The sequence below is a fragment of the Pseudomonas sp. lyk4-R2A-10 genome (genome assembly GCF_030209075.1).
In the GTDB taxonomy this organism is placed as follows: Bacteria; Pseudomonadota; Gammaproteobacteria; order Pseudomonadales; family Pseudomonadaceae; genus Aquipseudomonas; species Aquipseudomonas glycinae.
Map to the genome: position 1 here is coordinate 1 of NZ_JARVSR010000015.1, position 20,187 is coordinate 20,187.

At 58.9% G+C, this 20,187-nt stretch carries 14 protein-coding genes; 2 read left to right on the forward strand and 12 right to left on the reverse strand.

Features of this window, described 5'->3' with window-relative positions; translation table 11 throughout:
- Positions 1–19: 19 nt before the first annotated feature.
- From QRN46_RS25130 to QRN46_RS25165, 8 genes are all read right to left on the reverse strand, one after another.
- The gene (locus QRN46_RS25130; RefSeq protein ID WP_285357952.1) at positions 20–448 is read right to left on the reverse strand and encodes a hypothetical protein; all 429 of its coding nucleotides are present in this window, start codon (positions 446–448) and stop codon (positions 20–22) included.
- The gene (locus tag QRN46_RS25135; protein WP_285357954.1) at positions 445–5,232 is read right to left on the reverse strand and encodes an RHS repeat-associated core domain-containing protein; all 4,788 of its coding nucleotides are present in this window, start codon (positions 5,230–5,232) and stop codon (positions 445–447) included. Before QRN46_RS25135 ends, QRN46_RS25130 begins: the two co-directional genes overlap by 4 nt.
- Positions 5,232–5,954, reverse strand: a complete 723-nt coding sequence (locus tag QRN46_RS25140) for a DUF4123 domain-containing protein (protein WP_489105442.1) — start codon at positions 5,952–5,954, stop codon at positions 5,232–5,234. Before QRN46_RS25140 ends, QRN46_RS25135 begins: the two co-directional genes overlap by 1 nt.
- 4 nt (positions 5,955–5,958) lie before the next feature.
- Positions 5,959–8,001 (reverse strand): type VI secretion system Vgr family protein, encoded by a 2,043-nt coding sequence (locus QRN46_RS25145; RefSeq protein WP_011333487.1) that lies wholly within the window; start codon positions 7,999–8,001, stop codon positions 5,959–5,961.
- Between the two features lie 131 nt (positions 8,002–8,132).
- On the reverse strand, positions 8,133–8,648 hold the full coding sequence (locus tag QRN46_RS25150) for an Hcp family type VI secretion system effector (RefSeq protein WP_003226246.1): 516 nt from the start codon (positions 8,646–8,648) through the stop codon (positions 8,133–8,135).
- Between the two features lie 314 nt (positions 8,649–8,962).
- Entirely contained in the window at positions 8,963–10,339 is a 1,377-nt protein-coding gene (hglS, locus tag QRN46_RS25155; RefSeq protein WP_221615706.1) for a 2-oxoadipate dioxygenase/decarboxylase HglS, read from the reverse strand.
- A 111-nt stretch (positions 10,340–10,450) separates the two neighbouring features.
- A complete protein-coding gene (locus QRN46_RS25160) occupies positions 10,451–11,389 on the reverse strand; it encodes an alpha/beta fold hydrolase (RefSeq protein WP_011333489.1) in 939 nt (312 codons plus the stop codon).
- 16 nt (positions 11,390–11,405) lie between these two features.
- The gene (locus QRN46_RS25165; protein WP_011333490.1) at positions 11,406–12,860 is read right to left on the reverse strand and encodes a flavin-containing monooxygenase; all 1,455 of its coding nucleotides are present in this window, start codon (positions 12,858–12,860) and stop codon (positions 11,406–11,408) included.
- A gap of 190 nt (positions 12,861–13,050) precedes the next feature.
- Here QRN46_RS25165 and QRN46_RS25170 point away from each other — a divergent pair, with 190 nt between their 5' ends.
- Together QRN46_RS25170 and QRN46_RS25175 are read left to right on the forward strand one after the other, a co-directional pair.
- Positions 13,051–14,124, forward strand: coding sequence for a diguanylate cyclase (locus QRN46_RS25170; RefSeq protein WP_201817566.1), 1,074 nt, complete (start codon positions 13,051–13,053; stop codon positions 14,122–14,124).
- 84 nt (positions 14,125–14,208) lie between these two features.
- A complete protein-coding gene (locus QRN46_RS25175; protein ID WP_201817553.1) occupies positions 14,209–15,435 on the forward strand; it encodes a M20/M25/M40 family metallo-hydrolase in 1,227 nt (408 codons plus the stop codon).
- Positions 15,436–15,523: 88 nt separating this feature from the next.
- Here the strand turns inward: QRN46_RS25175 and QRN46_RS25180 are convergent, their stop codons facing one another.
- The 4 genes from QRN46_RS25180 to QRN46_RS25195 form a co-directional block, all read right to left on the reverse strand.
- Positions 15,524–16,393 carry an oxaloacetate decarboxylase gene (locus QRN46_RS25180; protein ID WP_007956238.1) on the reverse strand — a complete coding sequence of 290 codons (870 nt, stop codon included), beginning with the start codon at positions 16,391–16,393 and terminating at the stop codon, positions 15,524–15,526.
- 160 nt (positions 16,394–16,553) lie between these two features.
- Positions 16,554–17,588 carry an arginine N-succinyltransferase gene (gene astA, locus QRN46_RS25185; RefSeq protein WP_011333494.1) on the reverse strand — a complete coding sequence of 345 codons (1,035 nt, stop codon included), beginning with the start codon at positions 17,586–17,588 and terminating at the stop codon, positions 16,554–16,556.
- Positions 17,589–17,643: 55 nt separating this feature from the next.
- Positions 17,644–18,660, reverse strand: coding sequence for an arginine N-succinyltransferase (locus QRN46_RS25190; protein WP_011333495.1), 1,017 nt, complete (start codon positions 18,658–18,660; stop codon positions 17,644–17,646).
- Between the two features lie 118 nt (positions 18,661–18,778).
- Positions 18,779–20,128, reverse strand: coding sequence for an APC family permease (locus tag QRN46_RS25195; protein WP_011333496.1), 1,350 nt, complete (start codon positions 20,126–20,128; stop codon positions 18,779–18,781).
- Positions 20,129–20,187: the final 59 nt, after the last annotated feature.

Consider the following 20,187-nt stretch of genomic DNA (forward strand, 5'->3'; position numbering starts at 1 on the left):
CCCCCCCCCCTTGTTTGATTTAAGACTTGAAAGGGAAAGTTTCTCCGGATATTGCTATTCCTGTTGTGGTTGTGCTGATGCTATTTATATTATTTATTACTATTTTTAGATTGTTGGTGTTTGGGAATAATGAAAATAATAGATCGAAATACAGGTAGTTTTTTATTAGTTCGGTGGCTTGTTTTGGGTTTTTTTGAATTAGCTCTAAAAAGTCTGGGTATTGCAGCTCTTCAAGTTCAGGTATTTCTGGGTGTCCTTGTTCTGTGTCGTCAATTTTACACTGTTCAATAAATGAGTCGGCGCATTTTATAAAGCTGTCAGGTAATTCGTTGAATTCAACTGTCAATTCGTAATTTTTTGTTTGTAAGTTTGTCGATTCGCCAAATCCTAGACTTCGATATCCGACAGAGCATGGATTGATTACCTCACCTTCTGATGTGAATTTCATGGGGTTGTCCCTGGTGGAAGTAAAGTGATTGTTCCATCTTTTTCCAATGTAATAGATCCAGATGGCTTGTACTCTTGTCCAGCTTTCGGATCAAGACCTGAGCGAGTTCCTGAACGCTGGAAAAATTCTTCTGGTGATTTTATTTCTTCAATATTAGCGGTTTTGTTTCCTGGCACGATTCGAGTTTTCTCAAGAGAAAGGAAACCCTCTCGGCCCTCAAATTTCCCTTCCAGTGCTTTCACATGTTTACCAGCTTGGTTTGCATTGAGGTGGCCGAAACCAACATCTAAATCGCTACCCGGCAAATTGTCACCTCGTACCCTACTTCCTCCAATGACTACTGAGGTTCCCTTTTTATAAGAGTCTTCAAGAATCATTTGAGCTTGTTCCTTGGGCAGGCCGGGAAGGTGTTCCTGTAGGAATGCTGCTTGTTCTTCTGGCCCAGAGGTCTTGATAACTGTTTTTTCAGGGTACTTATTAAATACCGATTTTTCAGTCCATTTCTTAGGCGGTTCTGCATCTGGGCATTGGCCTGGTTTGCAATCCAGACCCAACGGATCCACCCAACCCGTAGGGTTAGGTACGTACTGGTAGCTATTCAACCCACCCGCAAGCTTGATCGGATCCGGTGTCAGAAAACGGCCAGTCCCCGGATTGTAGTAGCGGTGCCGGTTGTAATGTAACCCTGTCTCTGCATCGAAATACTGACCCTGGAACCGCAACGGGTTATCGATTTCGCTGACGTCCAGCGCAGCCAGGTTACCGTAGGCGCGGTACTTCGCTGACCATACGATTTCGCCACTGTAGTCAGTGAGTTCCTGCGGTGTGCCCAGATGATCGAGCTGGTAGTAGAACGGCGTTGCCTTACGCGGGCCTTCCCCGTCGAGCATCGCCAGCGGGCGGAAGCTGCCAGATTCGTAGATGTAGGTGCGATAGCGGTTGTCACCGCTTTCAGCGATCAGGCGTTCGCCTTGCCACAAGAACTCGGTGGTTTGGCCATCGACGGTTTTCTCGATGCGACGACCGAAGGCGTCGTATTTGTAGGATGCAGTGCTGCCGCCCGGCAGGCTGACACCGATCAGTCGATGCTGGGAGTCGTAGCGGTATTCGGTGACAAGTTTCTGTCCGGTGCCGCGACGTTCGCGAATCAGGTTGCCATACGCGTCGTAGTCGTAGTGGCGGTCGCCTTGCATCAGCAGACGGTTGCCTTTTACGTTGGCGAGGTTGGCTGTGCCTTCGTTGTTCTGGCCGAGCAGGTTACCGGCCGGATCATGAGCAAAGCTTTCCGGCGTAGCGCCACGAACGCTGATCAAGCGATCGAGCGGATCGTAGTGGTAGCTGCGGTTGCCTTTGCGGCTGTCGTCGATGCCGGCGAGGTTGCCGTTTGCGTCGTAGTTGTAGCGGCGCTGGAACAGGTTTTTTTCACGTTGGCTGACGCTGTGGGCCTGCAAGCGGCCCTGTTCGTCATATTGATACTGGCTCAGCAGCAGGCCTTGCTGGCGCTGCTGTTCGCGACCACCGCTGAATTGGTGAGACGTCAGGCGTGAGCCGTTGAGGTCGATACCGCTGAGCATACCGCCGGGTTGATGGCGGTAATCGAGTTTGCTGCCATCGGGCAAGCGACAGTGCTTGAGCTGGCCGACGCTGTCGTACTCATAACGCAAGGTGCCCCAGCCCTGGTGTTCGGTGACGAGGCGATCTTGCAGGTCGTATTCGTAGGCGAGCGGCCAGTGTCCGTCGTCGACATTGACCAAGCGACCGAGGGCGTCGTAGCTGTAGTGGATTTCTTCGCCATCGGGAAGAGTTTTCACCAGCAGTCTGCCCGCGGCGTCGCGTTGGTATTCAGTCACCAACTCGCTGCCGTCATCGCCGAATTCGGTTTTCTTCAGCAACTGGCCATTGAGGTCGTATTCGTACGCAGTGCGACGACCGTCGAAGCCGGTTTCCTGCTGGATCAGGCCATTCGGGAAGTAGTCGAGGTGGTAATGCTCGCCACGCTCGTTTTCGATTTCGGTCAGTAGCAGGCGCGAGTTGTCGTAGCGGTAGCGCAGCTGGCTGCCGTCAGGATTGATGCGACGGCTGACAAGGTGCAGGTTGTCGGCATATTCGTAGCGGGTGACGCGGCCGAGTTCGTCGCGTTCGGCAGTGACGCGCCCATATGGGTTATAGGTATAAGCGCGAGTGGCTCCACCTGGCAGGGTAATCTGCGAGAGTCGGTTAGCGGCATCCCACTGATACTGGGTAATCTGGCCGGACTCATCTTGGCGCGTGATTTGCCGACCGAGTGCGTCGTAGCGATATTTACGCTGACCACCGTCAGGGAGGCGCTCCTCCAATAATTGGCCAAGGTTGTTCCAGCCCAATTGATGACGGCCACCGTCGGGGTGACTGATTTCCAGCAGTCGTCCCCGGTTGTCGTAACTGTAGTGGGTCGTGTTGCCATCTGGATCAGTCTGCTGCGTTACATCGCCCTGGTTGTTGCGTTGGTACTTCCAAGTGGCTTTTCCGCGACTGACTTTGCTTACGAATCCGTGGCTGTACTCATAGCCGGTGGGTTCGTCCTCTGGAGGAATAACCGCAATCAGTCGCCCGGTTTCGTTGTAATGGAATTCAGTAATTGCACCTAAAGGATCCTGCTCTGCGACCAAACGACCCTTGTCATCATAGGCTTTGAGATTTTCAGCACCGTCAGGATCAACTTTGGCGACCAGTCGTGCTTTGTCATCGTGGGTGTAGACCTCTTCACTGCCGTCCGCATTGGTGACAGTGACACTACCTTTATCATCCCAAGCGTAGTGCGTGTCCATTTGCGAAAAGTTAGCCCAGTGATGGATGCACCTAGCAGATTTACCTTCCTTTTCCCATTCCCAGTAAAAGATGGCGCCACCAGCCAGGCGCCGTTCTAGGATGACGTTCTGAGCGTTGTATGCGTAGTGCTCCGTTTCACCTGCTGCGTTTTTTGCCGCGATCAGTCGATGTTCTGAGTCGTAGCTGTAAGCAACTATGGTCTGGATTGTGCTCCATGCATCTTCCAGATTGTCTGCTGGGATGAATTGCTGATATTCGATGGCTACGATGTGTTTGCGGTCATACCGCAGAAGCAACGCGCGACCTGCACCGTTATCGACTCGCTTGATGCGGCCATGGATATCGCGAGTGATATGCAGCCTGTTTCCATACGCGTCGCTGACAGCAATCAGTGTTGCGCCGGTACGGTTGTAGCGGAAATGATAAAACTGGGAGCGTTCGCCAGCCTGAGCCAGGATGAGCTCAGAGGGATCATCACCAATAAAAATTGCAGCTTCAGAAAGGCTGTTTGTTATTGCTGGACGTTGCAGGCTCGGCAGCGGGAAAGTGATAACTCGATTTTCGTGGTCAGTCCAGACTACTTCATCATTGTTGACGTCAACCCGTTGTGCCAGCGCATGACTCCAGCCATAGCCAAGGCCACAATCGATTTCTGCTGCGCTAGTGCGATAAAGACGAGTCCAGGAAAATGGCAAAATACCATCCAGTTCCCCATCAGTTAGTGTCAGCAGTTCTTCGCCGGTCACCATCGAAACCGGGCAACCATTCGTGCATGTGTTTTTAGCGCAAGTTGCACTTTTTTCGTCAGGCGTCTTGGATTGTGCAGGCGCGTCGTGATGGGCTTTTGGTGCTTCGACGGTTGTCACTCGCTTACCGTCGAAACGCAACTCCGAGATGCCGTTTCTCACCTTCGCCGTCACCCCACGTGCCGCAACGGCAGTGTATTTGGCAACGTACTCCATAAAGCCATTGATGATCTTGAACAGCGACTTCACGAAGCTGGTGACAGCGTTGATGACAAGCTCACCGTACTTCTTCAGTCGGGCGGCGAGGTAGATAACCCCTGTGCCTTCAGCTGCAATCGTCAGTACCACGCCAATCACGATGTCGATCGCGATGCCGACGACAATGGCCGTGGTCATCTTCGCAACGTCGCCGGCCATCTTCATTGGCGGCAAGCCTGCCAGCCAGATCACGGCACTGCGTACCAGCAGGAACAAAGCGGCTTCGTCGCTGGCCAGCAACATGGCTTTTTTCATGATGTCTGGCGAGCTTTGGGCGACTTTGATCAGGTCCTGGACGCCGGCACCGAGATCATTCGCAAACTTCTTGGGGTCTTGCAGAATGTCGAGCACCAGACTGATGCCATCCCACACGCCTTTGATGGCCTCCCAGCCACCTTCAAGAATGCCGTTGCCGATCGCCATCGCAGTGCCCGAAGCCGACAGGTTCGACCACTGTGGTTTGAACCCGGCCCACTCCTTGCGCAGGAAACCTTCGAGGTCTGCTGTCACGCCGCTGTAGGAGCTGAACAGAGCGTCGATCTGCGCGGGTGTCACTTCGTTGTGAACACGGATCTTGTAGAACTTGCCGGGAATCCCACCGGTCCAGCTGGCTTTACCTTGTTGATCGAGTTTGACCTTGCTGACTGCACCACCTTCCACCGCGACGATCTCGACTTCGATATCGCCTACAGGTATGTCATAAACCGATTCGAACTTGCTCTCGATCAGCAGCGGACCCTTCAAAGGGCACTGAGCCACGTTCGAAGTGAAGTCGCCGTCGGTCATGCTCACCGACTTGCTGGTGTCACCAACCTTGATCACTCGCTCCATGCCCAGCAGGGAAGGGAAATCAGCCGCCCGGCTGGCTTTGTCGGCGACGCTGGCGTACCAGGTTTTGGTCTGTTCCTGATACAGCTTCAGACTGTCCTTGAAGGTGTTCAGTTGGTTGTCAACAAAGGCAACGCGATCCATCAGCCTTGCTCCAGAATCAGGTGGTTTAACAGTGCTTCTTTAAGGTTGTCCGGAGCATCCGGGCGACGTACGAAACGGGTGATTTTCAGTTTCAGGTTGTTCTCGGGCCACGCGCTGTAGAGGTCCGGGCGTGCTTCTTCGAGCCATTGCATCAAGTTGCCGACCAGCGTCGTGTGATCTTCTTTCGCCAACTGATCCAGCAACTTCTTCGGCACCTCCCACCACGGCCAATCCTTCGCCTTCGGCACCACCCTCGGCCCGACTTCCAGGCTCCGCCCATTAATCAGATACCGCTCAAACACCGGCAGCACTTCCCCAGCCGTCTCACCCAACCCTTCAAGAATCGGATAGATATGCCGCCCATCCCAGAACCGGAAAAACACCTCGGTCCCGTCCGGCATCTTCACTTGGGTCAGGCTGCGCAGGTGTTCGAAGACTTCGTTGGGTTCCGAGCGGGAGACCGCTAGCCAGCCCCAGTCGAGGGCGTCGGTTTCGGTGATCCAGGGCAGGAAGGCCGAGTTGGCCTTGAGTTCGGCGACGTATGGCATCACCGGTTGCCAGGTGGAGTAGGGCGTTCCACCCCAGACGGGAATGGCCTGCACGGACGGTTCGCTCTGATACAAGGCTTTGAGCGCTTCGGCATCGCTCGCGGCGCTGATGACCAGATACAGACGCTCATCTTTTTGCAGCGGCTGTTGTGCCAGCCAATCCTTGGGTGTCATTCGATTAGATGGCACAGGCACCTGCCTTGCATTTTTCACACTCTTCGCAGAACGGCGCATTACGTTTGAGGGTGTTGATTTGCGCCGGCGTCAGCACGGCGCCCGCCTTGTCGGCATCTGCTTGTTTCAGCACGCCCGGCATCAACGGGGCGGCACCCGTGCCGCTGCCTGGTCCGCCGCCGGAGTTGATGTTGATCGCCGGCCCGCTCATGGTCACGCCGCCGCCATCGATCTTGATGAAGCTGCCACCGCCGACCAGCGTCAGTTCGGCCCCAGCCTCCAGCACCACTTTCATTCCGCTGCTCAGGTGAATTTCTTGGCCGGCGTCGATGAATTGCCCGGTGCCAATCTTGATGTGCTGGTTCACGCCCACGGTCAGGTGGTCGTTGGCCCGTGCTTCGACTTTGCGGTCTGCGTAAACGGTGTGGTGTTCTTCGGCCTTGAATTCCGTGTAGCTGTTCTTTTCCACGACGTCGTGGCGTTCGTTGCCGACGCGGATTTTCTGGTCGTGTTCGATGTTCTCGTCCCAGTCGCGCTGGGCGTGCAGGAAGATCTGTTCCTGACCTTTCTTGTCTTCGATGCGCAGTTCGTTGAAGCCGCCGCCGCCCATCGAGCTCAGGGTCTTGAAGGTGGTGCGCGTCTTATTCGCCGGCAGGGCGTACGGGACGGTGTTTTCCTTGTGGTACAGGCAGCCGCTGATCAGCGGCTGGTCGGGGTCGCCTTCGAGGAAGGTGACCAGCACTTCCATGCCGATGCGCGGGATGGCGATGCCGCCGTACTGGGCGCCGGCCCAGGCTGAAGACACGCGCAGCCAGCAACTGGTCTTGTCGTCGGCCTGGCCGTCGCGGTCCCAGTGGAACTGGACTTTGACGCGGCCGTATTCGTCGCAGTGGATTTCTTCACCTTTAGGGCCGGTGACCACGGCGCTCTGGCTGCCGAGGATGCGCGGTTTCGGGTGGCGCAGGGGCGGGCGGTTCGGCACGTCCCACGGGGTGGCCTGGAAGCGGTTGCGGTAGCCCTGATGGAAATCGTCTTTGAGCGCGGTGGTGTCACTGGTCACCGACTCTTCCAGCACCTGCGGCTGTTTGCCTTCGTGGTGGACTTCGGTGAGCAGCCACAGGTCATTCCACTTGGCCTTCGGGTGTTCTTTCAGCGCGAGGAAATGGCCGCTGACCAGCAACGGCTGGTCGCTCTTGCCTTCGGCGAGCTGGAAGTCGCTGCGGTGGCGTTCGAGGGCGCGTTTGGCCAGGTGCTTGCCGCGCTCGCGGTCGACGAAACGGCCCGGGTAATCGTAGTCCTCGAGGTCGGGCAGGGCGTCGCCGCGGTTTTCGCTTTCCAGCGTCAGGCGCGGTTTTTCGAAGTCGTAGTCGCGGCGGGTGGTGCGGCTGGTGCGGGTTTCCAGGCGCAGGTCGAAGCGTTTGATCACCGGGTCGCTGGCGACCATGCCGGAGTCCTGCTGATAGGCCACCGGCGCCAGTTTCTTGAACACCGTCTGGTCATCGCCGAACACCAGTTTGTGGCCCGTGGCGCTGTGCTGGAAGTGGTAGTGAATGCCTTCTTCTTCGCACAGGCGCTGGATGAAATGCAGGTCCGATTCGTCGTATTGCACGCAGTAGATGCGCTCGGGGTAGATCGAGCCGGTCTGGAAGGCATAGGCGTTGCCTTGGATGCCGTGTTCTTCGAGGACCTTGCCGATGATTTTCGGCACGCTGAGGTTCTGGAAGATCCGCTGGTTGATTCGGTGTGCGAGGTACGCCAGTTGCGGGCGCAGGGTCACGGAGTAGCGCGTCAGGCGCTTGCCGGAATCGCCTTGCGCGGCGCGGTAGATCAGGCCGTGGATGCCGCTGCCGTCGGGCGACAGCTGCAGGAAGGCCGGTTTGTGCAGCAGGGTTTCGAGGTCCAGCGACGGCTGCTCACTGACCAGCTCCACCTCGAATACGAAAGGCTGGCTGATGGCTTCCCGGCCGGTCAGGGTAAACACCTGAAAGTCGGCGGAAAGACCTTCGATGGTCAGGGCAAAATGGGTTTCATTGGCCGGCGCGAACATCCCTTGTTCCTCGTGCTGTACAGCGGCGCTCGTCGACGCCCGCAAAGCGGGTCAACGTACGCGAAATTCTGGAGGGGCGTAAACAACATCGACCAGCAGAGCTGGCCGATGCTTGAAACGATCAGCCGTAATTAAACGACTGGAGCACGCCAGTCATCGGAACCCGAAGTACCGGATACTTCGTGGGTCCAGGTGATTTTGCGGTAGGTGAACTGCACTTCTTCCAGGTGGGTGAAGTGCGAGTTGCCTGGATCCTGGCAGTTGTGCATTTTGTTGTTGATGGCGACGATGATCGCGTCTTCCAGTTTGGTGGTGTAGTAGTGCTCTTGGGTACCTTGAGCCGAAGTGCGGTACCACTGGATAACGATTTCGCTCATGCGCTCGCCGGAGGTCAGAGCGGCTTGCAGCAGAGGCGAAGCCTTGTCGTAGACCTTGGTGATGATCACTGGCTTGTGAACGCGCTGACCGGTTGGCTGACCGGATTGCGGGTCACGCGGGATGATCACGTCGTGGCTGAACGCCTGAACCATGACCTGGTCTTCGTGACCTTCCTGGTAGGTGTTGCCAACGGAGTCGGCGGTGAAAGCGCCGGCAGTGATCAGGCCTTGTTTTTCGCCGGTAACCGACATGTACGCTGGTGTTGCCATGGGAGGTGCTCCTTGCGGATAAAGTTAGGGTGCCCGGGAGGCGAAATCGCCCGGTGGGTGCCTGACTGTTATCAAGGAGCGTGCCAGCTTTTGCCACGTCCCCGGGAGCCGGGGACTCCACCGCTCTGGATCGCGGCTTTGAGCGTTTTTTGATCAGTCAGGTGGCTCGAAGTGCGCAAGAAGTTGCGCAGTACTGCGCAACTTCTTGCGCACTTGGCTGGAGGCCTTGAAACACATGGCCTCCAGCGGAATTGGTGAGCATTTTTACGAAACAAGTGCGCAACTTCTTGCGCAGTATGGCCAATCGCCGCTTTTCACGCGGAGCGGGCAATTGCAGTGAGGCATTCCTCAATCGAACGTTGCTGGGTTTTGGCATACAGGCCCAACTCATCAATGGTCGAACGCCCCAAGGCCAACTCGAACGCCTGTCGATTGGAATGTTCGCCATAGTGCGTCTGCGCTGCATCCCCCAGGTTCGACTGAAAAATCCCCGCCGCACTGACCGGCAAGAAATCTTCGTACACCAGCGGTTCGGCTTTCACATAGCCGTCGCGTAATAACCCTTGCAGCGTTACATCTGCGGGACGACCTACTTTGTCTGTCAGGAAATAACGGAAGTACGCCAGTTCCTGCTCGCGCATGCCCTCGAGGCTGTCAGGGAATTCGCTGAAATGCTGGGTCATCAGCGCGTTGTAACGTGAGGCGTTGGCTTCGTTGGGGAAGTCGCCGAGTTCATCGCGCGCCGCGTTCAGCAGGCGGTCGTACAACGCACGGCCCTTGGGGGTCAGCGCTGCGCCACGTTGTTCGATTTCGCCGAAGCGGGCGCTGTGGCTGCCGCGGGTTTGTGTCTGGTCGGTGAAGGCGATCGGCTCGTCCAGCGCCTTGAAACTGGTCTGACGCAACAGGATCGGATGCTGCCGGCGCGGCGGGCCTTCGATCACCGCTTTGGGCGTGATGCCATGCAGCGGCATCTGTGCCTGGACGATGTCGATGTCCAGCGTGCGCGGGGTCAGGTGGTTGATGTGCGGGCCCTTGAAGGCCACGACATCGGCGATCAAGCGATGCTGGGCGCTGAGCGTCTGGTATTGCGCGGCAGTGACGGTGGCGCTGTGGTGCCAGCGAAAAGTCTCCAGCGCTTGCAGGACAAATTCCCCGGCCTCGGATTCATCCAGACCGCCAGCCGATTCGGCCTGTTCGATCAACCTTAGCGCCGATGGCGTAAAGATCGAACGCTTATCCAGCACCGATTGCGCGAAGGCCCGCAGCTCGGGGTCTTCAATCAATTCCAGTCGCAGCAACGAAGTGAACACCCGGAACGGGCTGACCTGCAGCGCATCTTCATGCACCGCGCGAAACGCCGTGGAATGCACCGGCACCCCGGCAGGGGTCAGGTCGTAATAGCCCACCGGTTGCATGCCCATCACCGCAAACAGGCGGGCGAGGGTGGCGAGCTCGGCGGCGGTGCCGACGCGGATGGCACCGTGGCGCTCCATGTCCAGCCGTTCGATTTCGCCAGTGCTGTGCAGTTGGCTGGCGATCTGCGGTTCGCGTGCCAGCACGTCGCGGTTGGTCTGTTCCACCAATTCCATCAACGCGCCGTACAGCGGCACTTCTTCGCGGTACATGTCGGACATCGCTTTGGAGAAGCGTTGGCGGATCAGGTCGGGGCTGACGAAAGGCTGCACGGTCATGAAAAAAATTCCTGGCACGGTCACGTAAAAGGTGTTGGAAAAGATCGCAGCCTTCGCCGACGCGGGCAAACGAAGAATCCTACGGACTTCATTCTGCCAACGACTGACCGTTTACCTGTCCTGACGCGAATGCTCCCCCAGAAACTCCCGATACAGACGTGCCGTGTTCGACGGTTGCTCGACCATCGGCATATGGCCGACGCCATCCCAGACATCGACCCGCAAATTGCTGATGCCTTTGCTCCACACCGGCACGCTGCTGACGTCGATCAACCGGTCCTTGCGGCCCCAGAGCAACAGCGCCGGGCATTTGATGTCCGGCAGTTTCGGCTCCATCGGCGGGCTGGCGCGAAAATCGCGGAAGATCTCTTCCAGTTCGTCGCGGCATTGTTCGTAGCGCTGGGCGATCGCGTCGAGCACCAGGCCGGGCACCCACGGTGGCGAGGCCATGGTCATGGCATAAAAGCGTCGGAATTCTTCCCGGGAATTGATCAGAAACGGATTGTGCCCACGGGCCAGGTGGCGCTCCATGTCGCTGGGCTCGGGCGCAGTGACGCCCGCCGGGTCGATCAGCGCTACCGAAGCGATGCGATCCGGGTAGGTCGCCGCCAGCCACGCGGCGATGTAGCCGCCCATGGAATTGCCGATCACGTGGACTTTCTCGACGCCGCAGACGTCGAGCAACTGGATCATGCGCTTGGCCTGCACCGGAATATCGTAGCCACCGCCGGCCTTGAAGCCGGTTTCACCGTGGCCGGCCAGGTCCGGGATGATCACCCGATACTGCCCGACAAAATGCCGGGCAAAGCGCAGCCACAGGTTCTTTTCGGCGCTGTAGCCGTGCAGCATCAAGATGCTGCTCGACGCTTCATAAGGCCCGCCTTGCCAGGTCGACACGGTCATTTCGGCAATCGGCACTTCGATCTTGTGTAACCGGTACAGCCTGGCCTCCAGGGCCGCGCTCAGATCGTAGAGCCAGTGGCCGACCGCCGGGTAACTCAACCAGCTCCAGGCCACGAAAACCGCGAGGGCGACAAACAACAAAAGCATCGTGGGTCTTCCTTGTTCAAGACAGAATGTGGTCGGCCGGTTTCAGCGCCCGGGTCAACCGGTGATAGCTGAAACTGAAGCCGGGAAACATCGCGATCACATGACCGCTCCTGCTTTGATACCAACTGTGGCAGCCGCCGGTTTTCCAGACCGTGCGTTCCATTTCCCGGTGAATCATCTGAGTGTAGGTACGTTCTGCTTCGGGGCGAACTTCGATGCTGCGCAGACCTTTGGCCTGCACGGTGCGGATGCAGTCGAGGATGTAGTTCATCTGCGATTCGATGATGAACAGCGCCGACGTATGCCCGATGCCGGTGTTCGGCCCGGTGACGATAAACAGGTTGGGAAAGTCCGGCAGGCTGGTGCCGAGGTAGGCGCGCGGGTATTGCGCCCACACGTCGCGCAGTTGCACGGCGTTTTTTCCGCTGACCGGGTAGGAAATCACGCCGTCGGTGGCGTCGTAACCGGTCGACCAGACGATCAGATCGACGTCGATGTGCTGGCCGTCCGTGGTGATGATGCCGGTTTCGTCGAGGCTGGCGATGCCCTGTTCGCGGCTGTGCAGCGTGACGTTGGGCCGGGTCAGCGCCGGATAGTAGGTACTGGAGACCAATACCCGTTTGCAGCCGATGGTGAAGTCCGGTGTGAGTTTTTTCCGCAGTTCGGGGTCAGTTACCTGGCGCTTGAGAAACTTCAGGGCGTGTCGCTGCACCATGTGAATCGCCGGTTTCGAGTATTTGAAGGCGATGACCCGGGTTTCGAATTGCCAGTAGATCATCCAGCGCAGCAGTTTGTAGGCCGGTTTCAGACCCAGCAACCAGCGCTGGAACCGCCCGAATGTACGGTCGGCCCGGGGCAGCACCCAATGCGCGGTGCGCTGAAACACATGCAAATGGGCGACCTTCGGTGCAATCGCCGGAATCACCTGAGCCGCACTGGCACCGCTGCCGACAATCGCTACCCGTTTACCGTGATAGTCGTAGCTGTGATCCCAATTGTTTGTATGAAAGGTCTTGCCCTGAAAGCGATCCTGACCGGGGAAGTGTGGGATAACCGGTTGGCTCAACGGCCCGGTGGCATTGATCAGGAACTGCGCATAAAAAATGCCTTTGGTGCCAGTGTGTACGGCCCAGCGTTTTTCGGTGTCGTCCCATTCGACGCGTTCGACGTTGGCCTCCAGTTCCACCCGATCGCGCAGGCCGAAGCGTTCGATTACATGGTCGGTGTAGCGGTGCAGTTCGGCCTGTTCGGCGAACATCTGCGTCCAGCGATAAGGCGCAAATGACAAGGAATACAGCGGCGACGGCACATCCACCGCTGCGCCGGGGTAGGTGTTCTGGCACCAGGTGCCGCCGAAAAAGTCCCGGCGTTCCAGTAAGCGAAAGTCGTCGATACCGGCCTTGAGCAGATTGACCGCCGCACATTGGCCGCCAAAACCGCTGCCGATGATCAACACTTGGTAGGTCTGCATGGGCCTCCTTCTTAGAGTCTTTTTTCCATTTTCATCCTTTCATGTATAGCCAATCATTTGCCTGCCGTGTGGTGCTGATGACGGGGTATTCGGCCTGCTGGCCGGTGATGGCTATTTAACGTTGCCCTGATAGACTCCCAGCACATCCGGTCTGCGGTCTGCGCAGTACCGTCGAGTGGTCGAGGCCCTTATGGGAAGAACGGGAGGAAAGGGACTTTCACTGGCCAGGAGGCTCTATGCATCGCGAATCCTCGGGCTGGTCCTGGGGCTTTTGTGCGTGAGCGTCGCGATGTACCCGCTCGATCCCCCCGCCTGGGTCTGGGCGCTGATGCTGTTCAACGGCCTGGTCTGGCCACACCTTGCTTATCAATGGGCCCGCCGGGCGAAGGTTCCTTACCACGCCGAACACCGCAATCTGTTGATCGATGCTTTTCTCGGTGGCTTCTGGGTGGCGGCCATGCACTTCAATCCCTTGCCCAGTGCCACGACCATTTCGATGATGGCGATGAACAACGTTGCCATCGGCGGCTTGCGTTTTCTGCTGGCCGGGACGGCGGCGCAGTTGCTTGGTGTCGGTGTCGGGCTGGTGGTATTTGCCCCGGCGTTCGTCCCGATGACCACACCGGCACAGCTTTATGCCTGTCTGCCGTTGTTGACGCTGTATCCGCTGGCGCTGGGCTGGATCTGCTTTCGCCAGGCCTATACCCTCGGCTTGCATAAACGTGAACTTCTGGCCCTGAGCCGCACCGACAGCCTCACCGGTCTGCTCAATCACGGCGCCTGGAAGGATCAACTGGAAATCGAATTCGAACGCTGCAAACGTCAGCAGACCGGTGCCGCGATTGCGCTGATCGACATCGACCACTTCAAGGCGATCAACGACACCTACGGCCACGTGGCCGGCGATATCGTTCTGCGTCAACTGAGCAAGATGCTCAAGCAGAACCTGCGCATGGCCGATGTGGCGGGGCGCTACGGCGGTGACGAGTTCTGCGTGATCCTGCCGGACTTGCCGCTGTTCAATGCGGCGCAGGCGATGGAAGCGTTGCGTGAGCGTTTTTCCTTTCTGGTGTACGAACAGAACCCGGCGCTGAAAGTCAGCCTGAGCATCGGTCTGGCGGCGCTCGATCCGGCACACGGCGACGCGACGCGCTGGCTCGATGACGCCGATCAGGCACTGTATGAAGCCAAGGCCGGCGGACGTAACCGGGTGATTTGCTGCAGCGATAACAACCCGCGCCGCGAGGTATTCGATTCGGTTTGAACAGATCGGGTGTCGCATCGGGGATAGAGCCTTGGGCGGATGTCAGGTACGGTTCAGTACCCGACACGAAACAAGGATTGATTCATGACATTCAAATTCCGTGGTTCTCTGCTGGCCGGCCTGTCCCTCACTTTTGCAGCCTCCGGTGTCTTTGCCGAACCGCACAAACAGGTGCTGGCCGACGCCGAGCAATACCAACCCGAAGCCCTGAAACTGCTCGAGCGCCTGGTCAATATCGACTCCGGTTCCGGCTATGAACCGGGGCTCAAGCAAGTCAGCGACATCGCCATCGATGAGCTGAAAAAGCTCGGCGCCACCATCGAACTGGTGCCCAACACCCCGGAAAAAACCAACCATGTACTCGCCACGCTCAAAGGCACCGGCAAGGCGAAAATCCTGCTGATGGCGCACATGGACACGGTGTTCAAGGAAGGCTCAGCCGCCGAGCGACCGTTCCACATCAAGGACGGTCGCGCCTACGGGCCGGGCGTGATGGACGACAAGGGCGGGATCGTCGCCGGCATCTATGCGCTGAAAATCCTGAAGAACCTCGACTTCAAGGACTTCGCGCAAATCACTTTCCTGCTCGATGCCAGTGAAGAAACCGGCTCGGACGTCGCCACCGATCTGATCAAGAAAACCGCCAAACTCCACGACGTCACCCTGAACCTCGAACCGGGTCGTCCGGCCGATGGTCTGGTGGTGTGGCGCAAGGGCAGCGCCACTGCGCTGGTGGAGGTCAAGGGCAAAGCTGCTCACGCCGGCGTCGCACCGGAACTGGGGCGCAACGCGGCGATGGAAGCGGCGCATCAGATCCTGCAACTGGGCAAGCTCGGCGACGAAGCCAAGAAAACCACCATCAACTTCACCGTGCTCAAGGCGGGCGACCGCACCAACGTGATCCCGGATCAGGCCACGGCCAGGGCTGACGTGCGGGCGGCGGTGCCGGAAGAATTCGACCGGATCGAGAAGGATCTGGCGCGGGTGTCCCAGGACAAGCTGATCCCTGAGACCGAAGTGAAGACTTCATTGCAACGCGGCTTACCGCCGATGCCGCAGACGGCGGAGTCGGATCGATTGATGGCGATGGCCCAGGGGATTTACGGTGAGATTGGCCGCAAGTTGACCGAAGAAGGTAGCGGCGGGGCAGCGGACGCCAGTTTGTCGGCCGGGGTTGGGACGCCGACGCTGGACGGGTTCGGGATTGTCGGCGGCAACATTCATACGCCGGAGGAATACGCGGAGGTGGAGAGCGTGGCGCCGCGGATTTATCTGTTGTCGCGGATGATCATGGAGTTGGCGAAACGGTAACGGCAGGCAGCGGTTTCGCGGCGGGCGCCATGCGAGTGGACTCGTAATGGCGTCGGGCCGCTCTGCCTCTTTGTAGCGTGGTGCGAGGTTACTCTTTGACGCTCATGTATTCCTTGGCCCAGAGGATGTATTCCTCAGGCTGGGTGTAGGTGTGGGTCAGTTCGGTGGCGCTCAGATCCGAGGCCTGGGTGAAGATCTGGCGTTGTTCGCGCAGGCTGTCGTAGGTCGCCTTGATCGCCGCGAAGTAAGCACCGTGGCCGTCGATGGTCACGCGCACACCCAGTTCGGCCAGGCGTTTGTCGTCGCGCAGCGCCGGGTTGCCGTAGGTCACCAGCATCAGCGGGACGGTCAGGTGCTCGGCGATCTGTTCGAGCTGGTCGAAGTCCTGAATACCGACCATGCAGATACCGTCGGCGCCTGCGGCCTGGTATTGCTTGGTGCGGCTGATGATTTCCTGGTTCGGCAGGATACCGGCGTTGGTCCGGGCGATGATCGCCATTTCCGAATCGACCCGGGCTTCCAGTGCCGCGCGGATCTTGCCCACGCCTTCGGCGACGGTGATCAGGTCGGTGGATTTGCGGCCGAACTGAGCGGGCAGCAGGGTGTCTTCGATGGTCAGCGCGGCGACGCCGGCGCGTTCCAGCTCGACGATGGTGCGCATTACGTTGAGCGCGTTGCCGTAGCCGTGGTCGGCGTCGGCGATCACCGGCAATTGGGCGACGCGGCCGATGCGGGTGGCCTGTTCAGCGAATTCGCTGAGGGTGATCAGGGCAAAGTCCGGAGCGCCCAGCACCTGCAACGAGGCGACCGAGCCGCCGAGAATCCCTACTTCAAAACCCAGGTCAGCGGCGATGCGGGCGGACATCGGATCGAACACCGAGGCGGTGTGATAGCAGGTGTCGGAAGCCAGCAGCTGACGGAAGTTACGGCGCAAATCTTGATGAGAAAGCCTGGTCATACGAGTTCCACCAATACAAAGGAATGGAAAGGCTTGAGCAAAGGTGTCAACGCCGAAGGTGAAAAGGCTATCACGCCAATGGGTCAAGGATCATGACGAATTAACGAGGAAGTTAACCAGGAAAATCCTGTTCAGGCTTTCTTGCAGCAGGCAGAGGCGCTCAGGCCGCCACTGCCTGCTGCTGTTGATTGGGCAGCGGCACCGCCCGCACCGAGTTGCCCGGCTGCAATTGCAGACGTTTGGCTGTGAGGCGGTCGATCACCAGACTGCTGCCGACCCGGCGGCCCGGCGCGACGGTGATGCGGCAGTTTTCCAGGCGGCGGTTGTGGATCAGCCAGAGCGGCGCCTGATCGTCCGGCGTGCCGATACTCAGGGTCAGCTCCAGGCTGTCGCGCACCGTGCGGATGCTGCGAATCGGCGCCTCGATCACCGGGCCGCCGTCGAAGATGTCGATATAGCCCTTGTGAGCGAAACCCTCGGACTGGAGGATTTTCAGTGCCGGCTCGGTGTTCGGGTGGGCCTGACCGATCACGGCCTGGGCCTGTTCGGTGAGCAGGCAGGTGTACAGCGGCTGGCGCGGCATCAGTTCGGCAATGAAGGCCTTGTTGCCCAGCCCGGACAGGTGGTCGGCGTGGCTGAAGTCCATCTGGAAGAAGTGCCGGCCGAGACTGTCCCAGAACGGCGAACAGCCTTGTTCGTCGGCACTGCCGCGCAGTTCGGCGATCATTTTCTCGCCGAACAGGTGCGGGAATTCGGCGACAAACAGCAAACGTCCCAGCGACAGCAGACGCCCATTGCTGCCGTGGCGCTGATCGTGGCGCAGGAACAGCGAGCACAGTTCCGATTGTCCGGTCAGTTCGTTGTTGAGGAACAGGGTCGGGATCTGCCGCTGAATACCCAGGTCCGGCGCCGAGCTGACGGTCAGCCCGACCCGGTAGTTGTACCAGGGCTCACGCAGGCCGACGGCCCCGGCCAGGGCGCTGACCCCGATCACGCGCTGCTCGTCGTCCTCAAGCACGAACAGGTAATCGGCATCGGCCCGCTCGACCTGTTCGGCGAAAGCGCGCTGTGCCCAGCGTACCCGGTGGGCCAGGCGATCTTCGTTGGCGGGCAGGGTGGTGAACCCCGGACCGGCCTGTTGCACCAGCGTCATCAACGCTGGCAGGTCGCTGACTTGGACCGGACGGACAATCATGCTGCAACTCCTTTTGCGCGCCTGCTCGGGCACTGTCGTTGGGTAGGGGCGCGGTTCACAGGGCGATCACCCGGATCGTGCCGCCGGCGCGAACGTTGAGCGCCGCGCACAGGGCCGGATCGAGTGCCAGGGGCTGACCGGGCTGGAAATCCAGCTCGGCGACCACCGCCCGAAAACCATGCAGAGCATCGTTGCTCACCAGATAGCGACCGCGAGCGTCGATCAGGGGTTCCTCCTGAACCTTGGCTGTCTGGCTAAGGGCGATCGAACGGATGTTGGCGGTGCGTGCATATAAGGTCGGGCCGGCATCGAACAGATCGATGTAGCTGTTGGTTTCAAAACCCTCGCGCTCGAGGATGTCGAAAGCTTCCTGGCCGTCCGGGTGGATGCGGCCGATGCAGTCCTGCGCGGCTTGCGGCAGCATCGGCACGTAGATCGGGTATTGCGGCATCAGTTCGGCGAGAAACGTACGACTCTGCAAGCCGCACAGGCGCTCGGCTTCGACGTAGGGCAGGTCGAAGAAATGTTTGCCCAGCGCATCCCAGAACGGTGAATGGCCTTGCTCGTCGCTGTAGCCGACGATTTCGGTGATCACCGCTTCGGCAAATCGCGGCGCGTGGGCGGCGATGAACAGCAGCCGTGCCCGCGACAGCAATTCGGAAAACGGCGTGCGCACCAGTGCCGCGTCGATGTGGAAACCGCGCAGCAGTGTGTGCCCGCTCAGGTCGTGACACAGCGACAGCGCCGGCACGCCGTGCTCGATGTTCAGCTCCCGCGAGGCACTGGTGAAGTGGCGGTTGCGCAGGCTGTAGAACGGCTCGTTGAAACCTGCGGTGGCGAGGATCTCCGAGCAGCCGACCAGTCGGCGTGTGTCCAGGTCTTCGAGCACGAAGAAGTAATTCTCCGGGCCCTGAGCCGCGACATCACTGTCGAACGAAGCACAGGACGCGGCGATTTTTTCGCTCAGGCGTTCGCTGTCGTCCGGCAGGGACGTGACGCCCACCAGGCTGTCGCGCGCCAATTGTTGCAATTGAGGCAGGTCGTTTGGCTCGACTGGACGTAAGACCAGCATGGATGCACTCCTGTATCAAAAGGTTCGGCCCATTCGCCGAACCTGACTATCACTGTCGGTTTCCACGCGTTAAAGCGGCGGTCGCCTGATTTGTTGTCAGACGCCGCTCTTTTTCTTGTCAGCCGTTGCTCGGGTCAGGCAGCGCGGTACTGGCGCCGAGCTTGTTCAGGAAGAACAGGTACACCAGACCCAGTGCGATCCAGATCAGGCCGAGTTTCTGTGCATCGACGCCCATGTTGTACATGATGGCCGCGACGATGATGAAGCCGATCACCGGGCAGATCAGGTGACGGATCACCTGTCCGGATTTCTGCCGGCGCCAGTAGTAATTGATCACGGTCAGGTGCAGCAGCATGAAGCCGCTCAGGGCGCCGAAGTTGACCAGCGAGGTCAGGGTGTCCACCGAATTGATGAACAGGTAGCAGATCACCAGAGACAGCACGGCCACCAGATAAATGCTCAGGTACGGCGTGTTGTGTTTCGGGTGCACCTTGGCCAGCACTTTCGGCAGCTTGCCGTCGCGGGCCATGCCGAACAGCAGGCGCGAGACCGCTGCTTGCGAGGTGATCGCTACCGCCACGCCCCAGGCCAAAGCGGTAGCGACACCGGTCAGGGTCGCCAGCCAGCTGCCGGCAGCGATTTCGGCGATTTCATAGAACGCGGTATCGGCGGACTTGAAGCCCATGCCGGCTGCCAGATCGGTAGCGATCCAGGTTTGCGCGACGAAAATCACCCCCATCACCACCAGGGTGATCAGCGCCGCTTTGCCGACGCTGCGGCCCGGGTCGCCCTTGATCTCTTCGGCGAGGGTCGAGATCGCATCGAAGCCGAGGAACGACAGCACCGCAATCGACACCGCTTGCATCAGCAGGGCGAAGTTGAAGGTTTCCGGGTGATACAGCGGCGCGAGGGTCAACTGGCCGTTACCGCCACCGTTGTGCAGAGCGTTCCAGGCGTAGAACAGGAAAATCCCCAGCACCACGAGTTGCGCCAGCAGGAACACAATGTTCATGCGAGCGGTAAAGGTGATGCCGCGCAGGTTGACGAAGGTCGCGCTGACCAGAAACGCCAGAATGAACCCGACCTTCGGGATGTCCGGGTACAAGTGGTTGAGCGCCATCGCCGCGTAGACGTAAAGCAGCGGCGGAATCAGCAGATAGTCGAGCAGCATCAGCCAGCCGGCGATGAAACCGACATGTTGATTCAAGCCCCGTTGCGCGTAGGAATACACCGATCCGGCAATCGGAAAGGCCCGGGCCATGCTGCCGTAACTCAGCGCGGTGAAAACCATCGCCACCATGCCGATGATGTACGCCAGAGGCACCATCCCCGGTGCCTCGGCGTTGACGTAGCCATACACGCCGAACGGGGCGATGGGGATCATGAAGATCATCCCGTACACCACCAGATCGGTCAGTGTCAGGCTACGTTTCAACTCCTGTTTGTAGCCGAACTCTTCTATTTCCATGAAGCGCAACTCCTTGTCAGCCAATCGGTCGTTTTAGTTGTTATATCGGTCCGTCGTTT